Origin of the sequence: Tsuneonella aeria (assembly GCF_009827495.1) — a bacterium.
GTDB classification, from domain to species: Bacteria; Pseudomonadota; Alphaproteobacteria; order Sphingomonadales; family Sphingomonadaceae; genus Tsuneonella; species Tsuneonella aeria.
The window spans coordinates 1,234,615-1,254,516 of sequence record NZ_WTZA01000001.1 but is presented as its reverse complement, the minus strand read 5'-3'; the positions used below and the strand labels follow the sequence as shown (position 1 = coordinate 1,254,516).

Annotated in this window: 23 protein-coding genes; 16 read left to right on the top strand and 7 right to left on the bottom strand. The window is 61.0% G+C overall.

Annotated elements, in window-relative coordinates; translation table 11 throughout:
* Positions 1 to 92: 92 nt before the first annotated feature.
* Complete coding sequence (locus GRI40_RS06235; RefSeq protein WP_202390148.1) at positions 93 to 770, bottom strand: uracil-DNA glycosylase; 678 nt, start codon at positions 768 to 770, stop codon at positions 93 to 95.
* A 123-nt stretch (positions 771 to 893) separates the two neighbouring features.
* On the opposite strand from GRI40_RS06235, the gene GRI40_RS06230 reads away from it, so the two are divergent.
* From GRI40_RS06230 to GRI40_RS06190, 9 genes are all read left to right on the top strand, one after another.
* A complete protein-coding gene (locus GRI40_RS06230; RefSeq protein ID WP_337190507.1) occupies positions 894 to 1,610 on the top strand; it encodes a thermonuclease family protein in 717 nt (238 codons plus the stop codon).
* Between the two features lies 1 nt (position 1,611).
* Entirely contained in the window at positions 1,612 to 1,812 is a 201-nt protein-coding gene (locus GRI40_RS06225) for a DUF6961 family protein (RefSeq protein ID WP_160610536.1), read from the top strand.
* A gap of 214 nt (positions 1,813 to 2,026) precedes the next feature.
* The gene (locus GRI40_RS06220; protein WP_337190506.1) at positions 2,027 to 2,764 is read left to right on the top strand and encodes a DUF4352 domain-containing protein; all 738 of its coding nucleotides are present in this window, start codon (positions 2,027 to 2,029) and stop codon (positions 2,762 to 2,764) included.
* On the top strand, positions 2,761 to 3,384 hold the full coding sequence (locus GRI40_RS06215) for a DUF4230 domain-containing protein (protein ID WP_160610534.1): 624 nt from the start codon (positions 2,761 to 2,763) through the stop codon (positions 3,382 to 3,384). Before GRI40_RS06220 ends, GRI40_RS06215 begins: the two co-directional genes overlap by 4 nt.
* 75 nt (positions 3,385 to 3,459) lie before the next feature.
* Complete coding sequence (locus GRI40_RS06210) at positions 3,460 to 3,738, top strand: hypothetical protein (RefSeq protein ID WP_160610533.1); 279 nt, start codon at positions 3,460 to 3,462, stop codon at positions 3,736 to 3,738.
* Between the two features lie 75 nt (positions 3,739 to 3,813).
* Positions 3,814 to 4,197: a hypothetical protein gene (locus tag GRI40_RS06205; RefSeq protein ID WP_160610532.1), complete on the top strand. Its 384-nt coding sequence runs from the start codon at positions 3,814 to 3,816 to the stop codon at positions 4,195 to 4,197.
* 636 nt (positions 4,198 to 4,833) lie between these two features.
* A complete protein-coding gene (locus GRI40_RS06200) occupies positions 4,834 to 7,260 on the top strand; it encodes a DNA-primase RepB domain-containing protein (RefSeq protein WP_160610531.1) in 2,427 nt (808 codons plus the stop codon).
* 180 nt (positions 7,261 to 7,440) lie between these two features.
* Entirely contained in the window at positions 7,441 to 8,595 is a 1,155-nt protein-coding gene (locus tag GRI40_RS06195; protein ID WP_160610530.1) for a site-specific integrase, read from the top strand.
* Between the two features lie 77 nt (positions 8,596 to 8,672).
* On the top strand, positions 8,673 to 9,032 hold the full coding sequence (locus GRI40_RS06190; protein WP_160610529.1) for a hypothetical protein: 360 nt from the start codon (positions 8,673 to 8,675) through the stop codon (positions 9,030 to 9,032).
* A 155-nt stretch (positions 9,033 to 9,187) separates the two neighbouring features.
* Here the strand turns inward: GRI40_RS06190 and fixJ are convergent, their stop codons facing one another.
* Both fixJ and GRI40_RS06180 read right to left on the bottom strand, forming a co-directional pair.
* Positions 9,188 to 9,811 carry a response regulator FixJ gene (gene fixJ, locus GRI40_RS06185; RefSeq protein ID WP_160610528.1) on the bottom strand — a complete coding sequence of 208 codons (624 nt, stop codon included), beginning with the start codon at positions 9,809 to 9,811 and terminating at the stop codon, positions 9,188 to 9,190.
* Positions 9,801 to 11,285 (bottom strand): sensor histidine kinase, encoded by a 1,485-nt coding sequence (locus GRI40_RS06180; RefSeq protein WP_160610527.1) that lies wholly within the window; start codon positions 11,283 to 11,285, stop codon positions 9,801 to 9,803. The genes fixJ and GRI40_RS06180 overlap by 11 nt, the downstream gene beginning before the upstream one ends.
* A gap of 146 nt (positions 11,286 to 11,431) precedes the next feature.
* Between GRI40_RS06180 and GRI40_RS06175 the strand changes: the two genes are divergently transcribed.
* Genes GRI40_RS06175 through GRI40_RS06155 form a run of 5 tightly spaced genes read left to right on the top strand, consistent with a single transcriptional unit; the run spans position 11,432 to position 13,801 of the window.
* A complete protein-coding gene (locus GRI40_RS06175; RefSeq protein WP_057881917.1) occupies positions 11,432 to 12,121 on the top strand; it encodes an alternative oxidase in 690 nt (229 codons plus the stop codon).
* Positions 12,122 to 12,150: 29 nt separating this feature from the next.
* On the top strand, positions 12,151 to 12,510 hold the full coding sequence (locus GRI40_RS06170; protein WP_057881916.1) for a response regulator transcription factor: 360 nt from the start codon (positions 12,151 to 12,153) through the stop codon (positions 12,508 to 12,510).
* A 1-nt stretch (position 12,511) separates the two neighbouring features.
* Positions 12,512 to 12,850: a TehB family protein gene (locus GRI40_RS06165; RefSeq protein WP_057881915.1), complete on the top strand. Its 339-nt coding sequence runs from the start codon at positions 12,512 to 12,514 to the stop codon at positions 12,848 to 12,850.
* Positions 12,847 to 13,347, top strand: coding sequence for a group III truncated hemoglobin (locus GRI40_RS06160; protein ID WP_321164516.1), 501 nt, complete (start codon positions 12,847 to 12,849; stop codon positions 13,345 to 13,347). Before GRI40_RS06165 ends, GRI40_RS06160 begins: the two co-directional genes overlap by 4 nt.
* Positions 13,340 to 13,801: a hypothetical protein gene (locus GRI40_RS06155; RefSeq protein ID WP_160610526.1), complete on the top strand. Its 462-nt coding sequence runs from the start codon at positions 13,340 to 13,342 to the stop codon at positions 13,799 to 13,801. Before GRI40_RS06160 ends, GRI40_RS06155 begins: the two co-directional genes overlap by 8 nt.
* Positions 13,802 to 14,555: 754 nt before the next feature.
* Here the strand turns inward: GRI40_RS06155 and GRI40_RS06150 are convergent.
* Positions 14,556 to 15,287 carry a hypothetical protein gene (locus GRI40_RS06150; RefSeq protein WP_160610525.1) on the bottom strand — a complete coding sequence of 244 codons (732 nt, stop codon included), beginning with the start codon at positions 15,285 to 15,287 and terminating at the stop codon, positions 14,556 to 14,558.
* Positions 15,288 to 15,500: 213 nt separating this feature from the next.
* Here GRI40_RS06150 and GRI40_RS06145 point away from each other — a divergent pair, with 213 nt between their 5' ends.
* Positions 15,501 to 15,959: a hypothetical protein gene (locus GRI40_RS06145; protein WP_160610524.1), complete on the top strand. Its 459-nt coding sequence runs from the start codon at positions 15,501 to 15,503 to the stop codon at positions 15,957 to 15,959.
* A 510-nt stretch (positions 15,960 to 16,469) separates the two neighbouring features.
* On the opposite strand, the gene GRI40_RS06140 is transcribed toward GRI40_RS06145, so the two are convergent.
* From GRI40_RS06140 to GRI40_RS06130, 3 genes are all read right to left on the bottom strand, one after another.
* Positions 16,470 to 17,237: a TorF family putative porin gene (locus GRI40_RS06140; protein WP_160610523.1), complete on the bottom strand. Its 768-nt coding sequence runs from the start codon at positions 17,235 to 17,237 to the stop codon at positions 16,470 to 16,472.
* A 106-nt stretch (positions 17,238 to 17,343) separates the two neighbouring features.
* The gene (locus tag GRI40_RS06135) at positions 17,344 to 18,684 is read right to left on the bottom strand and encodes an ammonium transporter (protein ID WP_160610522.1); all 1,341 of its coding nucleotides are present in this window, start codon (positions 18,682 to 18,684) and stop codon (positions 17,344 to 17,346) included.
* 11 nt (positions 18,685 to 18,695) lie between these two features.
* Positions 18,696 to 19,034, bottom strand: a complete 339-nt coding sequence (locus tag GRI40_RS06130; RefSeq protein ID WP_160610521.1) for a P-II family nitrogen regulator — start codon at positions 19,032 to 19,034, stop codon at positions 18,696 to 18,698.
* A gap of 57 nt (positions 19,035 to 19,091) precedes the next feature.
* On the opposite strand from GRI40_RS06130, the gene GRI40_RS13835 reads away from it, so the two are divergent.
* Positions 19,092 to 19,529 (top strand): helix-turn-helix domain-containing protein, encoded by a 438-nt coding sequence (locus tag GRI40_RS13835; protein WP_237489009.1) that lies wholly within the window; start codon positions 19,092 to 19,094, stop codon positions 19,527 to 19,529.
* The last annotated feature ends 373 nt before the right edge of the window (positions 19,530 to 19,902 follow it).

Sequence of the window (19,902 nt, the reverse complement as noted above, 5' to 3'; positions counted from 1 at the left end):
AAAGAACGGCATATCCATTAACAGACGGTTGGGCAATAAGAGCGCCTTAGCGTTTTGGATCTTTTTGGCCCATACTGGGAGCGTTCATTATCCTAGGCGGGTTGATCTGCGCGTGGACAGGTCAGAATCTTTGCGTGTTTAATGCTAGTGAGCGTTGCCTCCCAGGCAGCCTTCCAGATGAGCGGTATCTCGGCCCACAGGCGAGGATTGCCGGCTCGGACCTGCCCCGAAGGATGGGCCGAGTGGAACACCGCGTAGTCTCCGAGGCCGCGGATCGGGGGCTCGCCCGGCGCCGCCCTCCTACCCACCAGCACGATCGTCTGCAGCTGCGGCAGCAGGCCTAGGACTGATGCAAGGTCCTCGACGCCCGCCCGCAGCTCCGCCGGGGTGACCCTGATGGTGCCGTTCCAGCCGGGGATCACGTTCCAGACCACGGACTGCCGCCGGTCCACGCCGGCCTCCCGGTAGAACCGGAAAGACGCCTCCGCGGTGGGTTCATCGTTGTCCCGGCTGATGAACCCTGAACCCTGCCACAGACCCTTTCCCTTAGGCACCGTCATGGGCCCCGGCTTCTCCAGCAGGAACAGGATCGAGGCGCCCACGCCGCCGTCTGCCGGGTCAAAGAACGGGTACTCACTGTCGTCCCTCGCGCGGAAGGCATGCACCAGGTCAGTAAGGGGCGCGATGTGCGGTTCATTAAGTGCTGCAAGCCTCGCCTCCCGCACGGCGGGGTCCCGCATGGCTCTGGGCTGGTCAGGCAGGGTCAGCATCGGCCCTAATATAGCGCCGGCTTCTGAAAGCGCACATCCGTTGCTGCGAGGGCAGCGGACGCGCCAGCCCGAGAGTGCAATCCGCTGACTGATGTGCATAATGGCCGCCTGAGGGAGACCAACGTGCCTACCGCAAAACACATCCGATCTGCCGCTCTCCTAGTGATCGGCGGGGCTGCTCTCTGCGCACTTCCGCTCAGCGCGCAGTCGTCGTTCACCGGCACGGCCGACGCGATCGACGGCGACAGCCTCACGGTCATCGGGGTCGAGGTCCGCCTGTTCGGCATCGACGCGCCGGAGGGGAAGCAGAAGTGCTCGCGGGACGGCCAGGCGTGGCCATGCGGTGAGGCGGCGGCGGGAAAGCTGCGTTCGCTAGTGGAGGGTCAGACGGTCAGCTGCAGGGCGCGGGGGAGAGACATCTACGGACGTGCAGTGTCTGTTTGCTTGGCAGGAGGCATTGAACTCAACCGGACGATGGTCGCTCAGGGCTGGGCGACGGCCTTCCGAGCGTACGCGCCGGACTACGTGGCCGACGAGGTGCGTGCCAAAACTGCGCGCGTGGGTATTTGGGATTCCACCTTCGAGTTGCCGGCGGATTTCCGCCGACAGAGTGAAGAGCGAGCGGCCGCTGCGCAGGCTCCCGCGCGGCTGCTACAGCAACCCCGGGCCTCAACCAGCCAATCGCAGGGCTGCACGATCAAGGGCAACCACAGCAGGCGCGGGGACTGGATCTACCACCTCCCCGGAATGCCGTACTACAACCAGACCCGGGCAGAGGCGATGTTCTGCAGCGAAGCAGAGGCGCAAGCGGCCGGGTATCGGCGGGCGATCGTTCGCTAGGGTGATTAGCGACTGGGAACTCTGGGCTTGCGCGAACGCCTACGTCAATCGACACCAAGAGGACGCTCCGGTTATCGCGGCCATGCGGTGCGACGAACTACTGGAGCAGGGTGACTTGGCGGGCGTGCGCACGTTCCAGGCGATCATCGAACGCATCCACAAGCTTCTAGACAAGTCACCTGGCGGGCAGAGCCTGCACTAAGCGACTCACAAAAACACAGCAAAAACAGTATCTTATATAGGATAACCTGAGTTTGCTTGCGGTCCAACAGAACTCACGCCACACCGCTCTGCCTTCCGTGAAAGCCGGAAGGCGGGGCGCGGAAACCCCTCTCATCGCTCGGTCAACAGCACACGCTGAAGACCGGGTGGCATGCGCGCATGTCCAGCCGGAAACGGTAAAGGCTCATGCGCCTATGATGAGTAGGTTTCCAACATCCGGCTTCGGCCGCCGCTCCCGAGAGGTACATAGGGGCGGCAAGGGCCGAGCAGCTCCCAGGCGTGAGGGAGCACAGCAAGATCAAGCTCAGGTCTGTTCCAGCCGCGCGGCGCACCGCCGCTCGGTTCCCTCACACATGGAGAAAACTATGCGAAACCTACACACCGCAATCCTTGCGTCCGCAATTTTGCTGACCGGATGCGATTCAGCCGACGACACAATCGCCCCCACGGAAACAGCCGCTGCGCCAGATAAGATTTACAAACTAGGTGAAACTGCGTCCGCGGGTGGATTGGAATTTGCGATCACTAAGGTGGAGGAGCGCAGTCAGATCGGCCCTGTAGGGATAGGCCCCAAAGCTGGATCCGGCGAGGTCTTCGTAGTCGTTCGGTACACAATCAAAAACATTGGCAAAGAGCCAATCGACAGGTGGGATTTCCCCAAGGTGGAACTCATCAACGGGGAGGAGGTAACTCTTGCGAAGGACACCGAGGCGACCGCTTTGGAAGGCGCTCTGAAAAGCGACAGCCACGGCACGGGCGATCTGAACCCTAAGGTTACGGCGACAGAGACGTCGGTGTGGAAGGTCGAGAAGGCTTCTTTCGATAGAGACACATGGCAACTCAAAGCATCCTTCGACAGCGCGGTTGCTGCAGCCGTCACATGGCCGATGGAGCCGAACGTCGAGGCTCCCATCCTGTTTAGCCTCAAGTGAGCGGAGAACGGGTCGCCCTTGTCGCCCTCCCAATAGCGGCCTTCGGACTCGGCTATTGGGTCGCGCCTAAGGAACAGCTCGACGAAAACGTCGAACAGACGGGCTTTCTGCAAACCGACACCAACAAGGTTCTTTCCGCAACGGTCGAAAGCCTGCGCAACGAGAACAAGATGCTGGTGTTCGCCTTCAAGGGCACCGCTCGGGTAAAAGACACTCGGACGAAAGCTTGGATTTTCAAGGGTCGGCAGGAGTTAATCGTGCCTGCAGTGGTCAACTACTACGTCGACCTCGGCAAGCTAAGCCTCGCCCATGTCACTTACGACGAGAAAGCTAAGTTAGTTCGGGTGAAGGTGCCGCCGGTCATCATCGGGGACATCGCTTTCCAGCCCGAGCAGGCAACCACGATCAACGGTGGCTTGCTTACCTACAGCCAGTCTCAAGTCGATGAGCTGCTGAAGCGAAACTACACGAAGGCGCGTCGGGCGGTCACCGCACAGGCGCAGGGTAAAGCTTTCGTGGAGGCAGCACGAAGCAGGGCAATCGATAACGTCGAGACGTATTTCGAGGTGCCCCTAAGGATCGCCGGCAGACCTGACGTAGAGGTGGCCGCGACTTTCTAACATCTACCACCACCAGTCCCACGAGGGCCCGTCGAGCGATCGACGGGCCCTTTCGCATTTCAGGAGCATACCATCATGATCGTATTGCGCACCGCGGGGGAGCTTGATGCTTTCCTGGCAACACCGCTCGGCCGGGAGACCGAGCCCATCATCGCGCCGCACCTTGAGCGGCTGGCCGAATACGAGTTTGAGGACATCGCCGCGATCGCCGTGCGCGGACCCGGAGAGTCAGTGCGAAGCCTCGGCCTCGATCCTGATTGCTACGAATATCGCACTGAGCACCCCGGATTCGTCGAGGAGGTGCATATCGTGTCGGACGACGGGTTCGGTTGGATAATCCTGACACGCACCTGACTTTCACCAACGACTAACAATCGCAGCACGGGGCCCGAGAGGCCCCTTTTTTGTGCCCAACGAAAGGGAAGTGACATGTTGACCATCTATGACGACGCCACGCTCGAAGCCGCCTTGGCCACGCCGCTCGGCGACACCTGCCGCAACCTTATCGGACGCATAGTCTCGGACGCCCGCGCTTCCGACCTGTGGGATCAACTGACCTGCATCGTCCTGATCGACCCCAATGACGACGCCAAGGACCTAGAGGGCATTTTGGGTTTCGATCCGAAAGAAGGACCCCTGGGCAATGCAGTTGGCGAGTTAATCCCGTGGTGGGATTGGCTGGAACATCACCCCGGCTGGTTCGAACTGCTGACAACCACAGGCACCGACTTTGCCTATTTCCTGCTGGTGCCCGATGCCGGGGGCGATCGATCCGGGCTCGCGGAACTGTGCCGGATGCACGAACACGCATAGCCGCAGGAATTGCAGCGGTTCGGCACCCAGGAGGCGAAAAGGGTGAAAGGGGGCCGCTTCGAAAGGCGCCGGTCGCGTTGACACGGGCGCCCCTTTTACCTCTTTTGAACGAACCATATCGAGGCCACCGCGAACGACTAACTCCCGTTTACAATCAGAAAACATGCTCTATATCCGGAGTCCCGAGTGCGATGCCTCATCGCAGCCAAGTGGCCGGGACGAGACTTCTCCTACACCCCTGGGCCTAGCTTGTTGCTCGCTATGCGCGAATGCGACAGGGCGCCTCCGTCGATCCTTCGTTAGCTGCTTCGGCGGATGACGGCGCGACAGGCGACACTACTCCTTCGACGATAACGGCGAGGTGCCGAAGCTTTCTAGCGGTCTGCTGGAAGGTCGTCTCACAAGGCGCCTCGGGCAGACTCGAAGTGAGTATCTTCGATGTCAGACATTACGAACGATGGCTCCGCCGGTGGCGAGCCAAACACTAAGACCCCCATCGGCAGCATGAAGCTAAGACCTAGAGCGATCGAAGCGCCTGGGTCTTCCCAGCCAGTCCAGCCTTCCGGAGCTGGTGAAGCTAAGTCCGTCGGGGCGACTGACCTTAGCGCGGTCACCGACGCCGAATTTCTCAGCGCCGTGGTCGCCGAAGTCCCGGAGGGGGCGCACGCGATTGTACTGGGCAAGTCCGGCAACCCTAACGAGGGTGGCTGGTCCCCTCGCGACGGAGCTGAGGTGTCTTCGGTCTGCAAACCCAACCTAAACACCTACTTTAACTGTGCGAGCATTCTGGCCACGGCGACCGGGGAATTGTCCGGGCGCGAAGATCAAGCCGCTGCATATCATGTACTGGTGTTGGACGACGTCGGCGGAAAGATCGATCGGGCGATTATCCCCGATGTCACTCCCACTTATGAGATCGAAACCAGCCCGGGCAATTTTCAGATCGGGTATGTACTGTCGCCACCCGAACGCGATTTCGACCGCGTGAAGGCGGCACAGAATCTAGTGACCGAAGCCGGTCTAGGAGATCCTGGAGCGAAGGGCGTCGTACGCTGGGTGCGCCTGCCCCGAGGCATCAACGGCAAGCCGCAGTACCGTAAGGATGGCAATCCCTTCCAGTGCCAGCTGCGCTCCTGGAACCCCAAGATCACCTACACTCTGGACGACCTGACGGAAGCGCTCGTGCCTGGCGGTGTGGTCGCGAAGGCGACGGCTGTTCCACGCCAAGGCGTGGTCGCGCGACCCGCTCGATCAGCGCCGGCCATCAACCCGGAAGTCTACACGCCGCGGTGCCTAGAGAATCCGGTCGTGACCGCGCTCAAGGACGCGGGGCTTTACAAAACCCAGCTGAAGGTGGGCTTACACGACATCACATGCCCGTGGGTCGCCGAGCATACCGGTGGCCTCGACACCGGAGCTGCCTACTTCGAACCGTCCCTGCAATATCCAGTCGGCGGCTTTCGCTGCCAACACTCGCACGGCGAGCGCTATCACATGGGCGACCTGCTGAAGCGGCTCGAAATGTCACCAGCCGAAGCTCGCAACAAGCCGCGGATACGGCTGGTCGCGGGCGAACTCCACGCGATCACCGAAGCGGCGGAGGAGGTGCTGGCGGCGGATGGACAGTACTACAGCGCATCGGGCGTGATCGTCAGGGTGCAGTCGAACGGCTGGCACGTTGGCACCCAGGACATGGACGAAGCCGAGTTGACGATGGCGCTTTCCGCGGCGTGCGACTGGGAAAAGCGCGACAGTAACAAGGAGCGGTGGGTGACCTGCGACCCCTCGCCGCGGCACATCGCCATGCTTTGCCGATCGAGGCGTCGCCAGCGGCTGCTTCCGCTGAAGGGTCTAGCTCGCCAGCCATTCTTCAGGCCGAGCGATCGCCAGCTCGTGGCCACGCCAGGCTATGACCCGGTGTCGCAAGTCTACGGCGTGTTCGACGCCGCTAAGTACACGCGCGCGCAGCCCACGGAAACGAACGCGCAGTTGGCGATGGACCGGACTCGCAACCTGCTGCGGGAATTCCACTTCGCCACGCCCGCCGATGAAGCTGCTGCGGTCAGCGCAATTTTCACAGCCGTATTGCGACCGACGCTGGGCCTCGCCCCCGCCTTCCACGTAAGGGCACCGAGCTCAGGGACCGGCAAATCGCTCCTGTGCGGGGTAATCTCCAAATACGCTGGGCCCGGTCACGGGCTGATGATGAGCTACCCGCAATCCGCTGAAGAAGCGACGAAGTCGGTGCTTGCTTCGTTGCTGACTTCGCCCGCGGTAATCCTGTTCGACGATATGGATGGGGACTGGAAGCCTTACGGCCCGATCAACCGGATGCTCACCTCGGAGTCGACCACCGATCGCGTTCTCGGTGCGAGCAAGATGGCCACCGTTAACACGTGCACGCTAGTGCTCGGCTCGGGCAACAATACCGGGCCGGTCGGTGATCTGCTGCGGCGCGTGCTGGTGATCAAGCTAGACGCCCGCTCGGCCTCGCCGGCGACACTTGAGTATGAAGGCGACCCGATCGCGGCGATTGAAGCCAATCGCGAAGCGTTCGTCGCCGATGTACTGCTGGTGGTCGAGGCGTGGCAGGCGGCTGGCTCGCCGAAAGGCGACTTGCCTCCCGTGGCGAGCTACGGTGGCCTCTGGAGCGACTACTGCCGGCACGCACTAGTGTGGCTCGGTCTGTCCGACCCCGCTGCCGGCCTGATTGATCAGATGCGCCACGATCCTCACGCAGAGCTGCTAGAGGATTTCCTGCGCGCTTGGCACCAGATGCACGGCGAGCGGTCGATCACGGTTCGCAAGCTGGTTCAGACCGCCGTAGAGGCGCCGAACCGCGAGCTCGACGATGCACTCTGCGATCTGCCGGTGATGGAACGCGATCGCATCAACAACGGCAAGCTCGGCTGGTACCTCAGCAAGAACCAGGGAAAACAGGTCGGCGGGCTCCGCTTGGAAAAGGGCGAAAGCGGCGAGCGCAACGCCTGGCGGGTGGTGCAGGTCGCGGACGAAACCCCTTTTCCACTTTCACCCCCACTCGATGGCGAGGGCGAAGGCTAGGGGCTCCGATCGCCGCTGCCAGTGGGCCCCGGACCCTCCCCTCAGCGCTCCGTGCTGCCGAGTTCCCTATTTCCGCCTGCCTACGGCCGCTCGGCCACCCTCTCCTTCCCGGGAGCCCGGCCGCGCCGCGGCGGCGATCCTGGTTCGGCAATCATCGTGTACAAACAAAGGAGTTACGAAATGCCCAGAGTTAAACTCGACCACGTCTTCTGCCTGACCGCCCAATGCGCGCCGGGCAAGAAGCGCACTGATTTCTACGACCTGTCGACAACTGGCTTTACGCTGGCCTGCCACGCATCCGGGTATCGCAGTTACGAATTCAGGTATCAGGACGCCTACGGTAAACTGAAACAGCGGCGCATAGCGCCTTACGGTGACATCACCTTCGCCGAGGCCCAAAAGATCGCCAAGAAGTGGCGTGCCGAGGTCATCATGGGTGGCGATCCAGCCGCTCAAAAGGCCGAGAAGAAGTCGGTCCCTACCTACGCCGATCTTGCCGCCATGCATCTCGAATACGCACAACTGCATCTCCGGCGTCCGGAAAACGTCGAGAGGGTAATCCGCGTACACCTGTTACCTCGCTTCGGCCGCGAGCGAGCCGATGCAATCTCGACACAGGAGATCGCTAAGTGGCTCGCGGAGAAACGCAGGTCCGGGCTCGCGGCTGCAACGACGGAGAAGCTGAAAGTCACTCTGGGGCGGTCGTTCCAGCTGGCGGTCAAGCGGGGACTGATTGCGACCAATCCGGTGCAGGGCATCCCGCGAGAGCGTTTCAACAACGCTCGTGATCGTTACCTCACACCCGCCGAGGCCGCCCGGCTGATCTCCGCAGCAGAGCAGTCAATGAACCCTCAGCTAGCGAACTTGATCTCGCTCTTTTTGCTAACGGGATTGAGGAAGCGGGAGCTTCTGGATGCGCGCTGGGAGCACGTCGATCGGTCGAGCCAATCGCTGTTCCTGCCTATGACCAAGAACGGCAGCGGCCGATACGTGCCCCTTTCCAAAGCTGCTCTCGATGTCATCGACCGGCTGCCGCGCTTCGATAACTGCCCCTGGCTGATTCCAAACCCGGCCACGAAGAAGCCGTACACCGACCTGAAGCACCCCTTTGACACAGCCCGCAGGTTGGCGGGGTTGCCCGATATAACGCCCCACAGTCTAAGACATTCTGCGGCCAGCTTCATGGTCAACGCCGGCGTTGACTTATTCGCCGTTGGCAAGGTCCTTGGGCACAAGAACGTCGCCTCCAGCCAACGCTATAGCCATCTCGCCAACTCTACGTTGATGGCGGCGGTTGAGGCCGGCGCGGCCAAGATGAACGGCAGTACCTTCTGATCTCACCCCACGGGCCAGTTTCAAGCTGGTTCGTGGGGTTCTTTTCGTTTTCGTATTTTTTTTTGGAGTCACCACACGTGCGCAATATCGAACGATCCATCCCCTGGGTTACGATTCCAGACTGGCATAGCGCCCGCCTCGTCGGGCTTTCCAAGAAAACCGGCCTCATCCGTGCCCGCATGCGGGGGGAAACGATGTTCCTCGGCCATGCGGCCAAGGGCGGCATCGGACCACGCCTCGCGGCCTACCGAAGCCCGAGGGGCACCGGTCAGCGACACCACGCCGGGCAGATGCTCTACAAACACCGCTTCGAAATACAGATGCAGATCGCGCCCCTCGACGGGCCAGCGGAAGCTATCTTGCAGATGCTTGCGGCGATGCTCGACGATCGAGTTCCGTCGTGGAACGTGCCGTACGGCCACCGTCGATCTATCTGACGATTCCGCTGAACCTGCTTAATGAATTCGCCCGGCCACCTTGTTGGTGGACCCGGGCGAGGGTGCGAACGGCGGAAATTGGGCCGGTTACAGACTGTCAGCTTCTGATCAGCATTCAGCTGAAGCCGACTCTTGTAATTCGGCCTCAGCCCTAATCAGACGATCGTCGCGATCGTCATCATCCTTACCAGGTCGGAGAGCGTCCTTGCCTGCATCTTCATCATCGCGTTCGCCCGGTAGACCTCGACCGTCCGTGGACTGATGTCGAGGTCGATCGCTATGACCTTGTTGGCCTTGCCTTCGACAAGGCCGTCGACGACTTCGCGTTCTCGGCCGGACAGGGTCTCGATCCGGGAAAGAACTTCGCGCCGCCGCGATTGCACCTCCTCCTCTTCTCCGCTTCGCGCCAGCGCCGTGCGGATAGCGGATAGGATCGTTTCGTCGTCGAAGGGCTTTTCGATGAAATCGGCGGCACCGGCCTTCATCGCCTGAATCGCCAGCGGAACGTCGGCATGGCCGGTGATGACGATAACGGGAGCCCCGCCATCCCTCTCCGACATCCTGGTGGCGAGATCGATCCCGCTCATGCCGGGCATCCGAACGTCCGTGACGATGCAGGCCCGAGCGAGCGGCGGTGCGGATTGCAGGAAGGCGTCCGCAGACGAAAACGAGCGCACCCGTATCCCGGCGACGTCGATCAGGAACTCCAGCGACTGACGTGCGCCCTCGTCATCATCGATCACGTAAACGATCGCGTCCTTCACCGCCTCATTCTCCATCGTAGAGTTCCTCATCTGCGACTGCCTGCAGAGTAAAGCCGAATTCGGCGCCGCCATCCGGCGCTCGCTTTCCCCATATCCTGCCGCCGTGCGCTTCGACGATCGTGCGCGAAATGGAGAGGCCCACGCCCATGCCGGTTCGCTTGGTCGTGATGAAGGGCTGGAACAGTTTCTCGGCCACGTCGGGCTCGATGCCCGGCCCAGTGTCGCTTATCCGGACAAGCGCCATTCCCTCGTCCGCCGCCTCTATCCCGATTGTCAGGTGGCGCTCACCCACTTCCGATTCCGCAAGCGAATCGACCGCGTTGCGCACGAGATTAAGAACCGCCTGCTGGATCTGCACCTTGTCGGCGAGGACAAGATCGACTGCCGGATTGAATGCGTATTGCACCCGAATGCCGTGCTCCTTTGCGCCGACCAGGGCGAGTGCGCTCGCCTCTTCGACCAGCTTGGGCAGGCTTTCGATGGTCCGCTCTGTCTCGCCCCGCGCCACGAAATCCCGCAACCGGCGGATGATCTCTCCGGCGCGCAAGGCTTCGGTCGCGGCCCTTTCCACTGCCTCGGCCACGCGCTCGTGCGGGACCTCGTCGCGCCCCAGGAGGATGCGCGTGCCCTTCAGGTAGTTCGCAATCGCCGACAGCGGCTGGTTGATTTCGTGTGCGAGCGCAGAGGCCATCTCACCCAGCGCGGTCAGACGCGAGATATGGACCAGCTCGGTCTGCAGTTCCTGCAGCCTCGCCTCGGCCTGCTGCCGCTCGGTCAGGTCGCGGATGAACCCGGTGAAAAAGCGCTGTCCGTCCGCAGCCATTTCCCCGACGGCGAGTTCGATCGGGAAAGTGGAACCGTCCCGCCGTGATCCCACCACAATCCTGCCCTTGCCGATGATCCTCTTCTCGCCGGTGCGATAGTATCGCGCGAGATAGCCGTCGTGCGCGCTGCGATAGGGCTCGGGCATCAGCAAGGCGACATTGCGGCCAGCCACTTCGGACGCCTTCCAGCCGAACATGCGCTCGGCAGTCGGGCTGAACTCGCTGATCGCTCCGGCCTCGTCGATCACGACCATGGCATCGGGCACCGTGTCGAGGATCGACTGCAAGTGCGCTTCCCGGCGCGCCAGGATCGATGCCGATGCTTCGGTTTCAACCCTTGCTCGCTGGAACCACTCGCCCCCGAAAGCGACCGAAACGCCGATGACCACGAACGCGACCGCCGCGATGTAGCTGCCCTCGGTAATCGGTCCCGCGAGGGCGTCGCACCACAAGCCCGCGGCCGCTCCGGCGACGGCAGCAACGGCGCCTGCGCGCAGGCCCGACATGGCACTGGCTACGACCACGCCCGGGACGAAGAAGATGAACGTCGCGCGCTGCGCCAGTTCTTCGGCAAAGAGCAGCCGGATCCCCGCGCCGGCGCCGATCGCGACGAGTGCCAGCAACAGAGCGGCCGCAAACGACAGGCGCGGCAGGAACCGGCTCATGAAGTTTGCGGGGGGAGCCTCCGGTAAGGCCCTTAGGGCGCCCTCCGTAGGGTTATCATCCAAATTTCGCGTTCCTGTTCAAAGGCCTAGATCAACTCCAGCAGCGGCGCTTTCAGTTCAACGTGCCGCCAAGCGGAGAAGTTTTAATGACTGCACCCTTCATCGATCTGGGCGTTCACCACAACCCTCGCGGGATGTCGGACCGGATCGCATTCGGTTTCACCAAGGCGCTTCGCTGGTGCGCCGATACCTTCTTTGCCGAGCGCTACGGCCACCGCGCCGTCGTGCTCGAGACGGTAGCTGCCGTACCCGGAATGGTCGGGGCGACGATCAACCACCTCGCCTGCCTGCGCCGCATGTGCGACGACAAGGGCTGGATCAAGACGCTCATGGACGAAGCCGAGAATGAGCGCATGCACCTGATGACCTTCATCGAGATTTCCAAGCCTACGCTGTTCGAGCGAGCGGTCATCATCGGCGTCCAGTGGGTGTTTTACCTGTTTTTCTTCGGGCTCTACCTGGTCAGCAGCAAGACCGCGCACCGGGTCGTCGGCTACTTCGAGGAAGAGGCGGTGATCAGCTACACCCATTACCTCTCCGAAATCGACGAGGGACGCAGCGAGAACGTACCGGCACCAGAGATTGCCAAGCGCTACTGGGGGCTGCCCGACGACGCGACCCTACGCGACGTCGTCCTCGTGGTCCGGGCCGATGAGGCACACCACCGCGATGTGAACCACGGCTTCGCCAACGAACTCGCCGGCCTGCCGGTGGCCCAGGTGGCCGAATGCCCGCCGCACGTCGCTCTCGAACCCAACTGGAAGAAGGCGGCCTGATCGAGGGCCGCGAGCAAGGAGGAACGGACATGGACCGCTCGAACGTGATCGGATTGTTCATCGACGATGCACCGGTCCTTTCCTCCCTGCAGTTCTCGCTCGCCACCGAAGGGTTGACGACTATCGAAGGCGACCGAGCGAGCAGCGGAATCCCGGCAGAGGGTCTTCTGGTCATCGACCAGAGCTATCAGGACGACGGTCTCCGCTTCCTTGCGGAGCTTCGGGAAAGAGGATGCGCAGCCCTGGCCATCATCCTCGTGACGAATCCGAACCCGCTGTTTCGAACGCGTGCAGGAGCGCTTGGGGCGCACATCATCGAGAAGCCCCTGCTCGGGGACGAGCTCAGCGACGCGATTTCGGCCTTGCTCGGACAACAGAAGGCAGCATGACATGAAACCCGCGCTTCCCCCCGGCCTAGAGGACTACAAACAAACCGCGACTTTCACCGAAACGACCGTTCCCGCAGGGTTGCTGAGCGATCACTCGACGAAAGAAGGAGTCTGGGGCCTGATCGAAATCGAGAGCGGACAGCTCCGCTACCTGGTGACCGACCCCCGCCGGGCGGATCGCGGACAGACTCTCGTGGCTGGCGGTGACGCGGGTATCGTCGAGCCCACGATCCTGCACCGTGTCGAACCCGTTGGCGAGGTGCGCTTCCACGTCCGGTTCCTGCGGGAGCCGACCGGTCCACTACAAGCCGACGAACGCCCTGAAGGGGACGGGGCATGACCATGCAATCTGCGCTTCCGGAAGAGGAGCGACCCGACACCCGCGAGATTGCAGCGCTCAAGCGTGCCGAGAAGCGCGAAGCTGCTGAATCCATCGGAGTGGATGCCGAATTCATCGATGATCTGGTGGAGAATTTCTACGGAAAGATCCGCGAGGACGACCTGCTCGGTCCGATCTTCGCCGAGCGGATTGCCGACTGGCCTCCGCACCTGGCGCGCATGAAGACCTTCTGGCGTTCGGTCCTGCACAACAGCGGCGAGTTCTCGGGCAACCCGATGCTCAAGCACCTCGCGATCCCGGGCCTCGAACTGCAACACTTCGCTCGTTGGCTTGAACTCTTCTACGAAACGCTCCGCGAGGCAGAGGGTGACCGCGAGGCGACCCAACTCGTCGGGGGACGCGCCCGGATGATCGCCGACAGCCTTTTGACAGCAATCGCAATGCGCCGCGACGGATTGGCCGCCGGGCGCGCAGGAAAGGACCTACCTCATGCCTGAAGCACTTCTCCGCTCGCAGCTTGACCCGGTTCGGGACATTCGCACCGGTACGCCGGGTCCGTCGCTCGTCGTCGAAACCGAAGCAAACGACAACGTGCGAGTGCTTGCGCCGGAATCGCGGCTATTCGAGCTTCCCTCCGCCGTCTGGATTACGATGATCGGTTCCTACGTGGTCTTTTTGCTCGCCCTGCTCGGTGCGACCGGCGGAGCAAGTGCGACGTTCGCGATTGCGATCTCTGCGTTCTATGTCGCGATGTTCTTCGGAACTGCGCGGGCCCTCCTGCGCCAGGGTCCGGCCCAACCCGACAGTCCGTTGCAGCGCACCGGAGCCATCCTCCAGACCGCGTTCGGCCCCCTGACCCGCAGCGAAGTCTACGGCCAGGTACTGATCGTGCCCGTAGCCGTTGCGTTCTTCGGAATAGCGATCGCAATCATCAGCGCGACGGTCATGTGAGAGAACTTCGATGAGAAGGAACAGCCATGTTCTGTCCTGACTGCGGAGAGCCGATCTTTCCTGGCCGACTCGACATCCGCAATTGCGCACCGCGTTCGCGACGCGGGAGCAGGCGAGCAGGCGAGCAGGCGAGCAGGTCAGAACGATCTTCGCCGTCAAACGACCGCTATCGGGACGAAGAAACAGTTCCCGGGATGACAGCTTAGGGGCGCAAAGCCGACCTTCGCCGGGCCGAGACCGGGTCAGATTACCGAGAGAGGTTGAGCTAACGCTTATTCAGTAGGAAACGCCGAAATTCCGGACTTTCATCGATTTGGGTCATGATTGGGTGGGGCAGAGGCTACTAGCCGCCGTAGTCACGATTTGATTGATACTTATAGCTTTTTCCGCATCGCTCTCTACCATTCGTAATGATGGGGTCACAGGTTCGAGTCCTGTAAGCGGCACCAGACTTTCAGCAGGCAAATCCAGAGTCTTATGCTCAACGGCCTTTCGGCTTGGAAGGTAGCTTGGGTAGTGTTTGGGGCGTTTTGAGCCGGATTCCGACGCTGACCCACGCTATACCCACTTAAAACCCATCGAGCTTCTTCTTCTAAGGCTAAGGCGGTTTCTGAACTTCAGCTCTCAGCAGATCGAGCGTCGGGCCCCTAACTCCGGAAATGAGTGGAAAACGTCCTCCCTTTTGTTCGCTTTCCGTCGGACGTGTTCGGCTCGCAGCCCAAGATCGACCTCAGAGCGCGGCGTAAGCGACCCTTTAGGCGGTGGGAATCGGTTCAATATATTCGATGGTTTCCACCGAGAGAATGTCGTTCGAGCCGATACTGCCTCGAACAACGATCAGGTCGCCGAGAGGAACCACTGCATCCGCGTCATCATCTAGCGTGACTGCCAGAAGTTGATCGCCCGTTATCCGATTCTCGAAAATCAGAGTGCCATCAAGCTTTCTGAGGAAAGAGCCGACAAGGAGGGCGGGCCGGTCGGGTCGTTGCAAAGCTTCGGCATTCTCGAGAGCACGAAGCTTTTGAACCTGAACGCCCGGCAGACCAGCGCTGTTTTCCCAGTCAATTTCCTCGTAGCCAGGGACATTTTCCAAATAAACGACGAGCGGTTCCTCGTCGCCGTGGCTGACAGTGACTGTCGAGCCCCCATAGACATTGACTATAGAAACAAGGGGAGAGGCGGTCTGAGGGTGGCCATCCTCGAGCGACTTTTGGTAGGCAATCGCCAACAGACCAACAGCCGAGATTGCGCTGAGTGAGGCGCCCATGGCTCCAATTCCCAAAAAGACGAGTTCGGCGACGGAAGAGCCACTTCCAACGTGGCGGACCGACACTGTCGCGTCACCAGGAAACTCGTCCAGGCTTTCGAGAAAGCTAACTATGTTGCCAGCCCAAGCCAGAAGGGCTTTGGCCGGGACTGGGTCAACAGTGTCGACCGAGATTCGAAGGACGTTCCCCGGAAGCCGGTTAGGAACAGCAGGACTCATTTTTTGACACCTCTCGGCCTTCCGAATGGCCTAAAGTACCACTTTCGACTACACCTTCGCATGACGACCCGAAAGTTCTTCTCGAGCGGTGGTGCACCGCCTCGATCCCTTCTCGCCCTTTGGCAGCTTTGGGGTCGTTTTGCGAAAGGACCGCCCCACGCGGCTTAGCGGCCGTTAGCGAAGTGTTCGGCCACTCGAGCGTAATCCTCCAGCATGACGGTCGAGGGTCAGAAGTTCTACCCCGGCGAGAGGGCAACGGCTGAGCAAGTCCTTGAGCTCGCACGGGAGTACCGGCAGGCAGCTGAAAAGCTAGTCGAGTGCGGCAGACGGCGCCAACCGCTGTCTCGTGCGCCTTTCCGCATGGTCGCCATTCACGCCGTCGAGTTGTACCTCAACGCGCTTCTTCTCGCCGCAGGTCAGCCGGCCGGGAGGGTCAGAGGCCTGCACCATGACCTAGGCTCAAGAACTGCGTTGGCACTCGGGGAGGGGCTTCAATTGCGTAAGCGCACAGTGCTGCATCTGGAAACGCTCTCGAAGACCCGTGAGTATCTCCTCACGCGATATGATCCAGAGCCCTCTGTGACCTCTGAGCTGAACCGCCTGTTGGCAACCCTCACCGAAGTGTCTGAGAAGGTCCCCCTCTGGATAGCTAGGAGCCGTGCCAAGGTCTGAGCTTCCCGACGCATCATACTTGATGATCGGGTCAGAAGCGATTTCCGCAGATTTCTGTCGAGCGACACCAGAGCCGCGAGCGTCAGCGTCTCCGGTCCTTCAGCTTTCTTTCGCCGATTCAGCGTTTTGAAGATGCGCTAAGCAGCGTTCGATTGAGGGCTCTCCTGAAAGCTCGTTCCCCAGGAACGCGTTCGGAAGCCTTCTGAAAGCCATGAAAACGTTCAAGTTCGTAATGATGGGGTCACAGGTTCGAGTCCTGTAAGCGGCACCAGTCTTTCAGCAGGGAAATCCACTGGGTCAAGCGGAGAGGCCCTTCGGCTGGGTCACCAGCGAGCACCCTTAAGGTCCGAGTTTGGGTGGCTTTCTGCCGTTCGAAGCGGTTGCCGCAAGACAGATTTTGCGCCGATGGCGGACAGGCGGTTTTCGGCGATGGGACCAGGAAGATGGACCACCGCCGGTGCAGGACGACGAGCCGCGCATCGGTCAGAACTGACGACCAAAGGCGATTGCTCAGAAGGCGGCGCCAATGCTGAACAGGATGGTCGAGTTCTGACCGGCAATATCGGGCAGGTCCGTATCCACATAGGCAATCCCAAGGGTCAGGATGTCAAGAGAGTAACTAGCGCTTAGCGACCAATCGAGGTAGCCGCCCGAGCCATAGTCGAGGCTGCCTTCTGAATGGCCCAAATGCGCCGATAGGGTGAGCGGCGTTTCCGAAATGCCTGCACTTAGATCACCGTAGACGTAGATGTTGTCGCTCGGAAGCGCGGAGCCCTGTTCGAAAGCGTACGCCGCTCCGACAGTGGCTTCGACCGGCCCAAGCGCTTTAGTGAGCGAGGCGTAGGGTTCGAAATAGCCGCTGTCGCCCGCAAGGTCGTCGCCGTTGGGATAAAAATAGTAGAGGAGGCCCGCATCGATGCTAAATTCGGGCGCGACATCGCCTGACCAGCCCGCATAGATGTCAATCTCGGTGTTGCCGTAAAGCGCGCTGTCCTCGACCGAGGAGGCCCAGGTACCGAGATAAAAGCCGCTCTTGTGGCTGAAATCCACTCCGCCCTGGATCGCCGGATCCTCTGCGGAAAAGGAGACCCCGCGGAAGCGATAATCGCTGACGAGGCTAACGTTAGCGCTGATTGATACCGGGCCTGACTCGGCGGCTCCCGGCGAATCCGCGTCGGTGGTCCGCGGATCAAGAATATCCTGGGCCAGCGCTGAGCCGGCCATCGTGATCGTCGTCGTGGCGAGCAAAGCCGCCTGGGCAACTCGAGAAAAACGCATTATCATTCCCCCTATTGAATTGTTCCCCCCCCCCCACTCATCCTGGAGAGTCCGCGTCCTGGATCTTTGTCGCCGGGATCGCGGCCCTGCCGGTTTTTTCGTGTGATCAGTAATTGTAGGCGCGTTCCCCATGCTCGCCGAGGTCGAGGCCATCGCGCTCGATCTGTTCGGAGACGCGCCCGCCGGTCACCCGCTTGGCGATGAGAAAGGCGATTGCGGCACCCACGCCCGCCCAGACAATCGCGACGCCCACGGCCATTGTCTGGATCACGAACTGGTTGCCCGCATCGTATTCCGCATTACCGGGTCCCCCCAGCGTAGGCAGCATGGTGAAGGCCGTGCCGAGCGAACCCACGATTCCGCCAACGCCATGGATGCCGAAGACGTCGGCCGTGTCGTCCAGTCCAAGCTTTGGCTTGAGCATGGTCACGAACCAGAAGCACACCAGTGCGGCGACACCGCCGAGGATGATCGCGCCGAACGGCCCGCTATTACCCGCCGCAGGCGTGACGGCAACGAGGCCGGCGATAGCTCCCGAACAGGCGCCCAGCAGCGACCCCTTGCGGCCCGATAGCGCCTCGCCTAGCATCCAGAACAGCACGCCCGCCGCGGTGGCGACGAAGGTGTTGAGCACCGCGAGCGAGGCGACGCCGTCCGCTTCGAGTTCCGAACCACCATTAAAGCCGAACCAGCCCACCCACAGGAGCCCGGTGCCGATCAGCGTCATGGTCAGTGAGTGCGGGGGCATGGGCTCTTTAGGATAACCGATGCGCTTGCCGAGAATCAGGCAGCCAATCAAAGCGGAAACGCCCGCGTTGATGTGCACAACGGTGCCGCCCGCAAAGTCAAGAGCACCCCATTCGTAGATTAGGCCGCCGGTCGCCCATACCATATGCGCGATTGGAAAATAGACGATCGTCAGCCAGATTGCGGTGAACACTATCATGGTCGCAAACTTGGCCCTTTCCATGGTGCCGCCAACAACCAGCGCGGCAGTGATCGCGGCGAAGGTCATCTGGAAAGCGATGAAGATATACTCGGGGATCTCCACCCCCTCGGTGAAGGTCGCAGCACCTGAATCGGGGGTAACTCCCCGCAAGAAAGCCTTTCCGAAATCGGCGATGAAGGCGTTATGCGTATCGCCGAAAACCATCGAATAGCCGTAGGTGACCCAGATGATCATCGTCAGCGCGGCTACCCCCATGACCTGCGTGAGGACCGAGGCCATGTTCTTGGTGCGTGCAAGGCCGCCATAAAACAGGGCGAGGCCGGGCACGATCATCGCCATCACAAGCACAGTGGCCAAGATCATGAATGCGGTATCGCCCTTGGCGATGTTCGCCGCGAGCTCAGCCGTTTTGACTGGTGCCTGAAGGGCGAAAGCGGGCGTTGCGACAAATGCGGCAGTGCTTACTGCGACGATCGACCTTACAGATATTCTGGTCATGCCTGGCTCCCTCAAAGCGCGGTTTCGTCAGTTTCGCCGGTGCGGATTCGCAGCGCGGACAAGACATCAAGCGTGAAGATCTTGCCGTCGCCGATCGCTTCGGTCTTCGCGACGGAAGCGATGGCTTCGATCGCGTTTGGCGCAACTTCATCGGCCACGACAGTCTCGATGCGGATCTTGGGAACAAAGCTCGTCGTGTATTCGGCTCCGCGATAGACCTCGGTGTGGCCCTTTTGTCGGCCGAAACCGCTGACTTCCGACACCGTGAGGCCCTGAACGCCAATTCCGGAGAGGGCGTCGACCACCTCGTCAAGTTTGAACGGTTTTATGATTGCGACAATCAGCTTCATTGCTCCCCCTTTCGGAAACAAGATTTCAGAAACAGCAGCGATGCACCTCAGTATTGCTTGATGGGACTTAGTCTTGATATTTATGGTGCATCGCACAAATTTCGGACAATCGTCAATCCGGAGAGGCGACGGTCGGTTTCGCTTTGCAAGGATTTGAAAAGAGGGGGATTTATGGATGCTGCGAGCTGCAATGGTTTTGTGAAAAGTTCACACCAACAGCCTTCGGGCGCGGAAAATTCCGCACCTGCGAAGCTTTCGACCTGCGTCAGCACGCTGAAAATGGACCCATTGCTCGCATCGATGCTGCCCGACGAATTGCGCTTAGCTATGGACGCACTCGGCTACCAGACGCAGTCGGCGCTGGCTGGCGCGATTGGCGTGGATCGCTCGACTGTAAGCCTCTGGCTTGACGGGCGGATCGGCGTTCCGCGCCCTGTCGCGAAGCTCGTGCGCATGCTGCTCCTCCACGATGCCAATTCGGGCCCGCATCGATAGAGATTAAACCTATTGCTCGTCGAAAGAACCGAAGCAGAGCTTGCGGCGACCCGCCTCAAAGGTTGGTTCCTTCCTGCTGATTGACGCCAAAACCGGCAGGCCAGGTGCACCTAGCTGACAAGGGGATCGTTGGCTCGGCGAGCTGCGCTACGACGGGTCCTCGCAATTGGCGTGCTTGAATGATATGCTGATCTACGCCGATGTTGTTGGCAGCTTTGTAGACAATTTGTTAGGCGGGTTGGCAGCGGCTCGGTTGCTTCGGCCATCGGTGGTTTCAGGATCGCCATCATCCGCGGATTGACCTCAACGTCAAATTGCCCATCCCGCTCACCGGGCTCGCTACGACACGAACAAGGGCCTCTGCATGAACTTG

What these genes read in the sequence shown, in the direction of transcription:
- GRI40_RS06235 (WP_202390148.1), bottom strand. Translation starts at nt 770, where the DNA reads ATGCTGACCCTGCCTGACCAGCCCAGAGCCATGCGGGACCCCGCCGTG.
- GRI40_RS06220 (WP_337190506.1), top strand. Translation starts at nt 2,027, where the DNA reads ATGATGAGTAGGTTTCCAACATCCGGCTTCGGCCGCCGCTCCCGAGAG.
- GRI40_RS06210 (WP_160610533.1), top strand. Translation starts at nt 3,460, where the DNA reads ATGATCGTATTGCGCACCGCGGGGGAGCTTGATGCTTTCCTGGCAACA.
- GRI40_RS06205 (WP_160610532.1), top strand. Translation starts at nt 3,814, where the DNA reads ATGTTGACCATCTATGACGACGCCACGCTCGAAGCCGCCTTGGCCACG.
- GRI40_RS06195 (WP_160610530.1), top strand. Translation starts at nt 7,441, where the DNA reads ATGCCCAGAGTTAAACTCGACCACGTCTTCTGCCTGACCGCCCAATGC.
- fixJ (WP_160610528.1), bottom strand. Translation starts at nt 9,811, where the DNA reads ATGGAGAATGAGGCGGTGAAGGACGCGATCGTTTACGTGATCGATGAT.
- GRI40_RS06180 (WP_160610527.1), bottom strand. Translation starts at nt 11,285, where the DNA reads ATGAGCCGGTTCCTGCCGCGCCTGTCGTTTGCGGCCGCTCTGTTGCTG.
- GRI40_RS06175 (WP_057881917.1), top strand. Translation starts at nt 11,432, where the DNA reads ATGACTGCACCCTTCATCGATCTGGGCGTTCACCACAACCCTCGCGGG.
- GRI40_RS06170 (WP_057881916.1), top strand. Translation starts at nt 12,151, where the DNA reads ATGGACCGCTCGAACGTGATCGGATTGTTCATCGACGATGCACCGGTC.
- GRI40_RS06165 (WP_057881915.1), top strand. Translation starts at nt 12,512, where the DNA reads ATGAAACCCGCGCTTCCCCCCGGCCTAGAGGACTACAAACAAACCGCG.
- GRI40_RS06160 (WP_321164516.1), top strand. Translation starts at nt 12,847, where the DNA reads ATGACCATGCAATCTGCGCTTCCGGAAGAGGAGCGACCCGACACCCGC.
- GRI40_RS06155 (WP_160610526.1), top strand. Translation starts at nt 13,340, where the DNA reads ATGCCTGAAGCACTTCTCCGCTCGCAGCTTGACCCGGTTCGGGACATT.
- GRI40_RS06150 (WP_160610525.1), bottom strand. Translation starts at nt 15,287, where the DNA reads ATGAGTCCTGCTGTTCCTAACCGGCTTCCGGGGAACGTCCTTCGAATC.
- GRI40_RS06145 (WP_160610524.1), top strand. Translation starts at nt 15,501, where the DNA reads ATGACGGTCGAGGGTCAGAAGTTCTACCCCGGCGAGAGGGCAACGGCT.
- GRI40_RS06140 (WP_160610523.1), bottom strand. Translation starts at nt 17,237, where the DNA reads ATGCGTTTTTCTCGAGTTGCCCAGGCGGCTTTGCTCGCCACGACGACG.
- GRI40_RS06135 (WP_160610522.1), bottom strand. Translation starts at nt 18,684, where the DNA reads ATGACCAGAATATCTGTAAGGTCGATCGTCGCAGTAAGCACTGCCGCA.
- GRI40_RS06130 (WP_160610521.1), bottom strand. Translation starts at nt 19,034, where the DNA reads ATGAAGCTGATTGTCGCAATCATAAAACCGTTCAAACTTGACGAGGTG.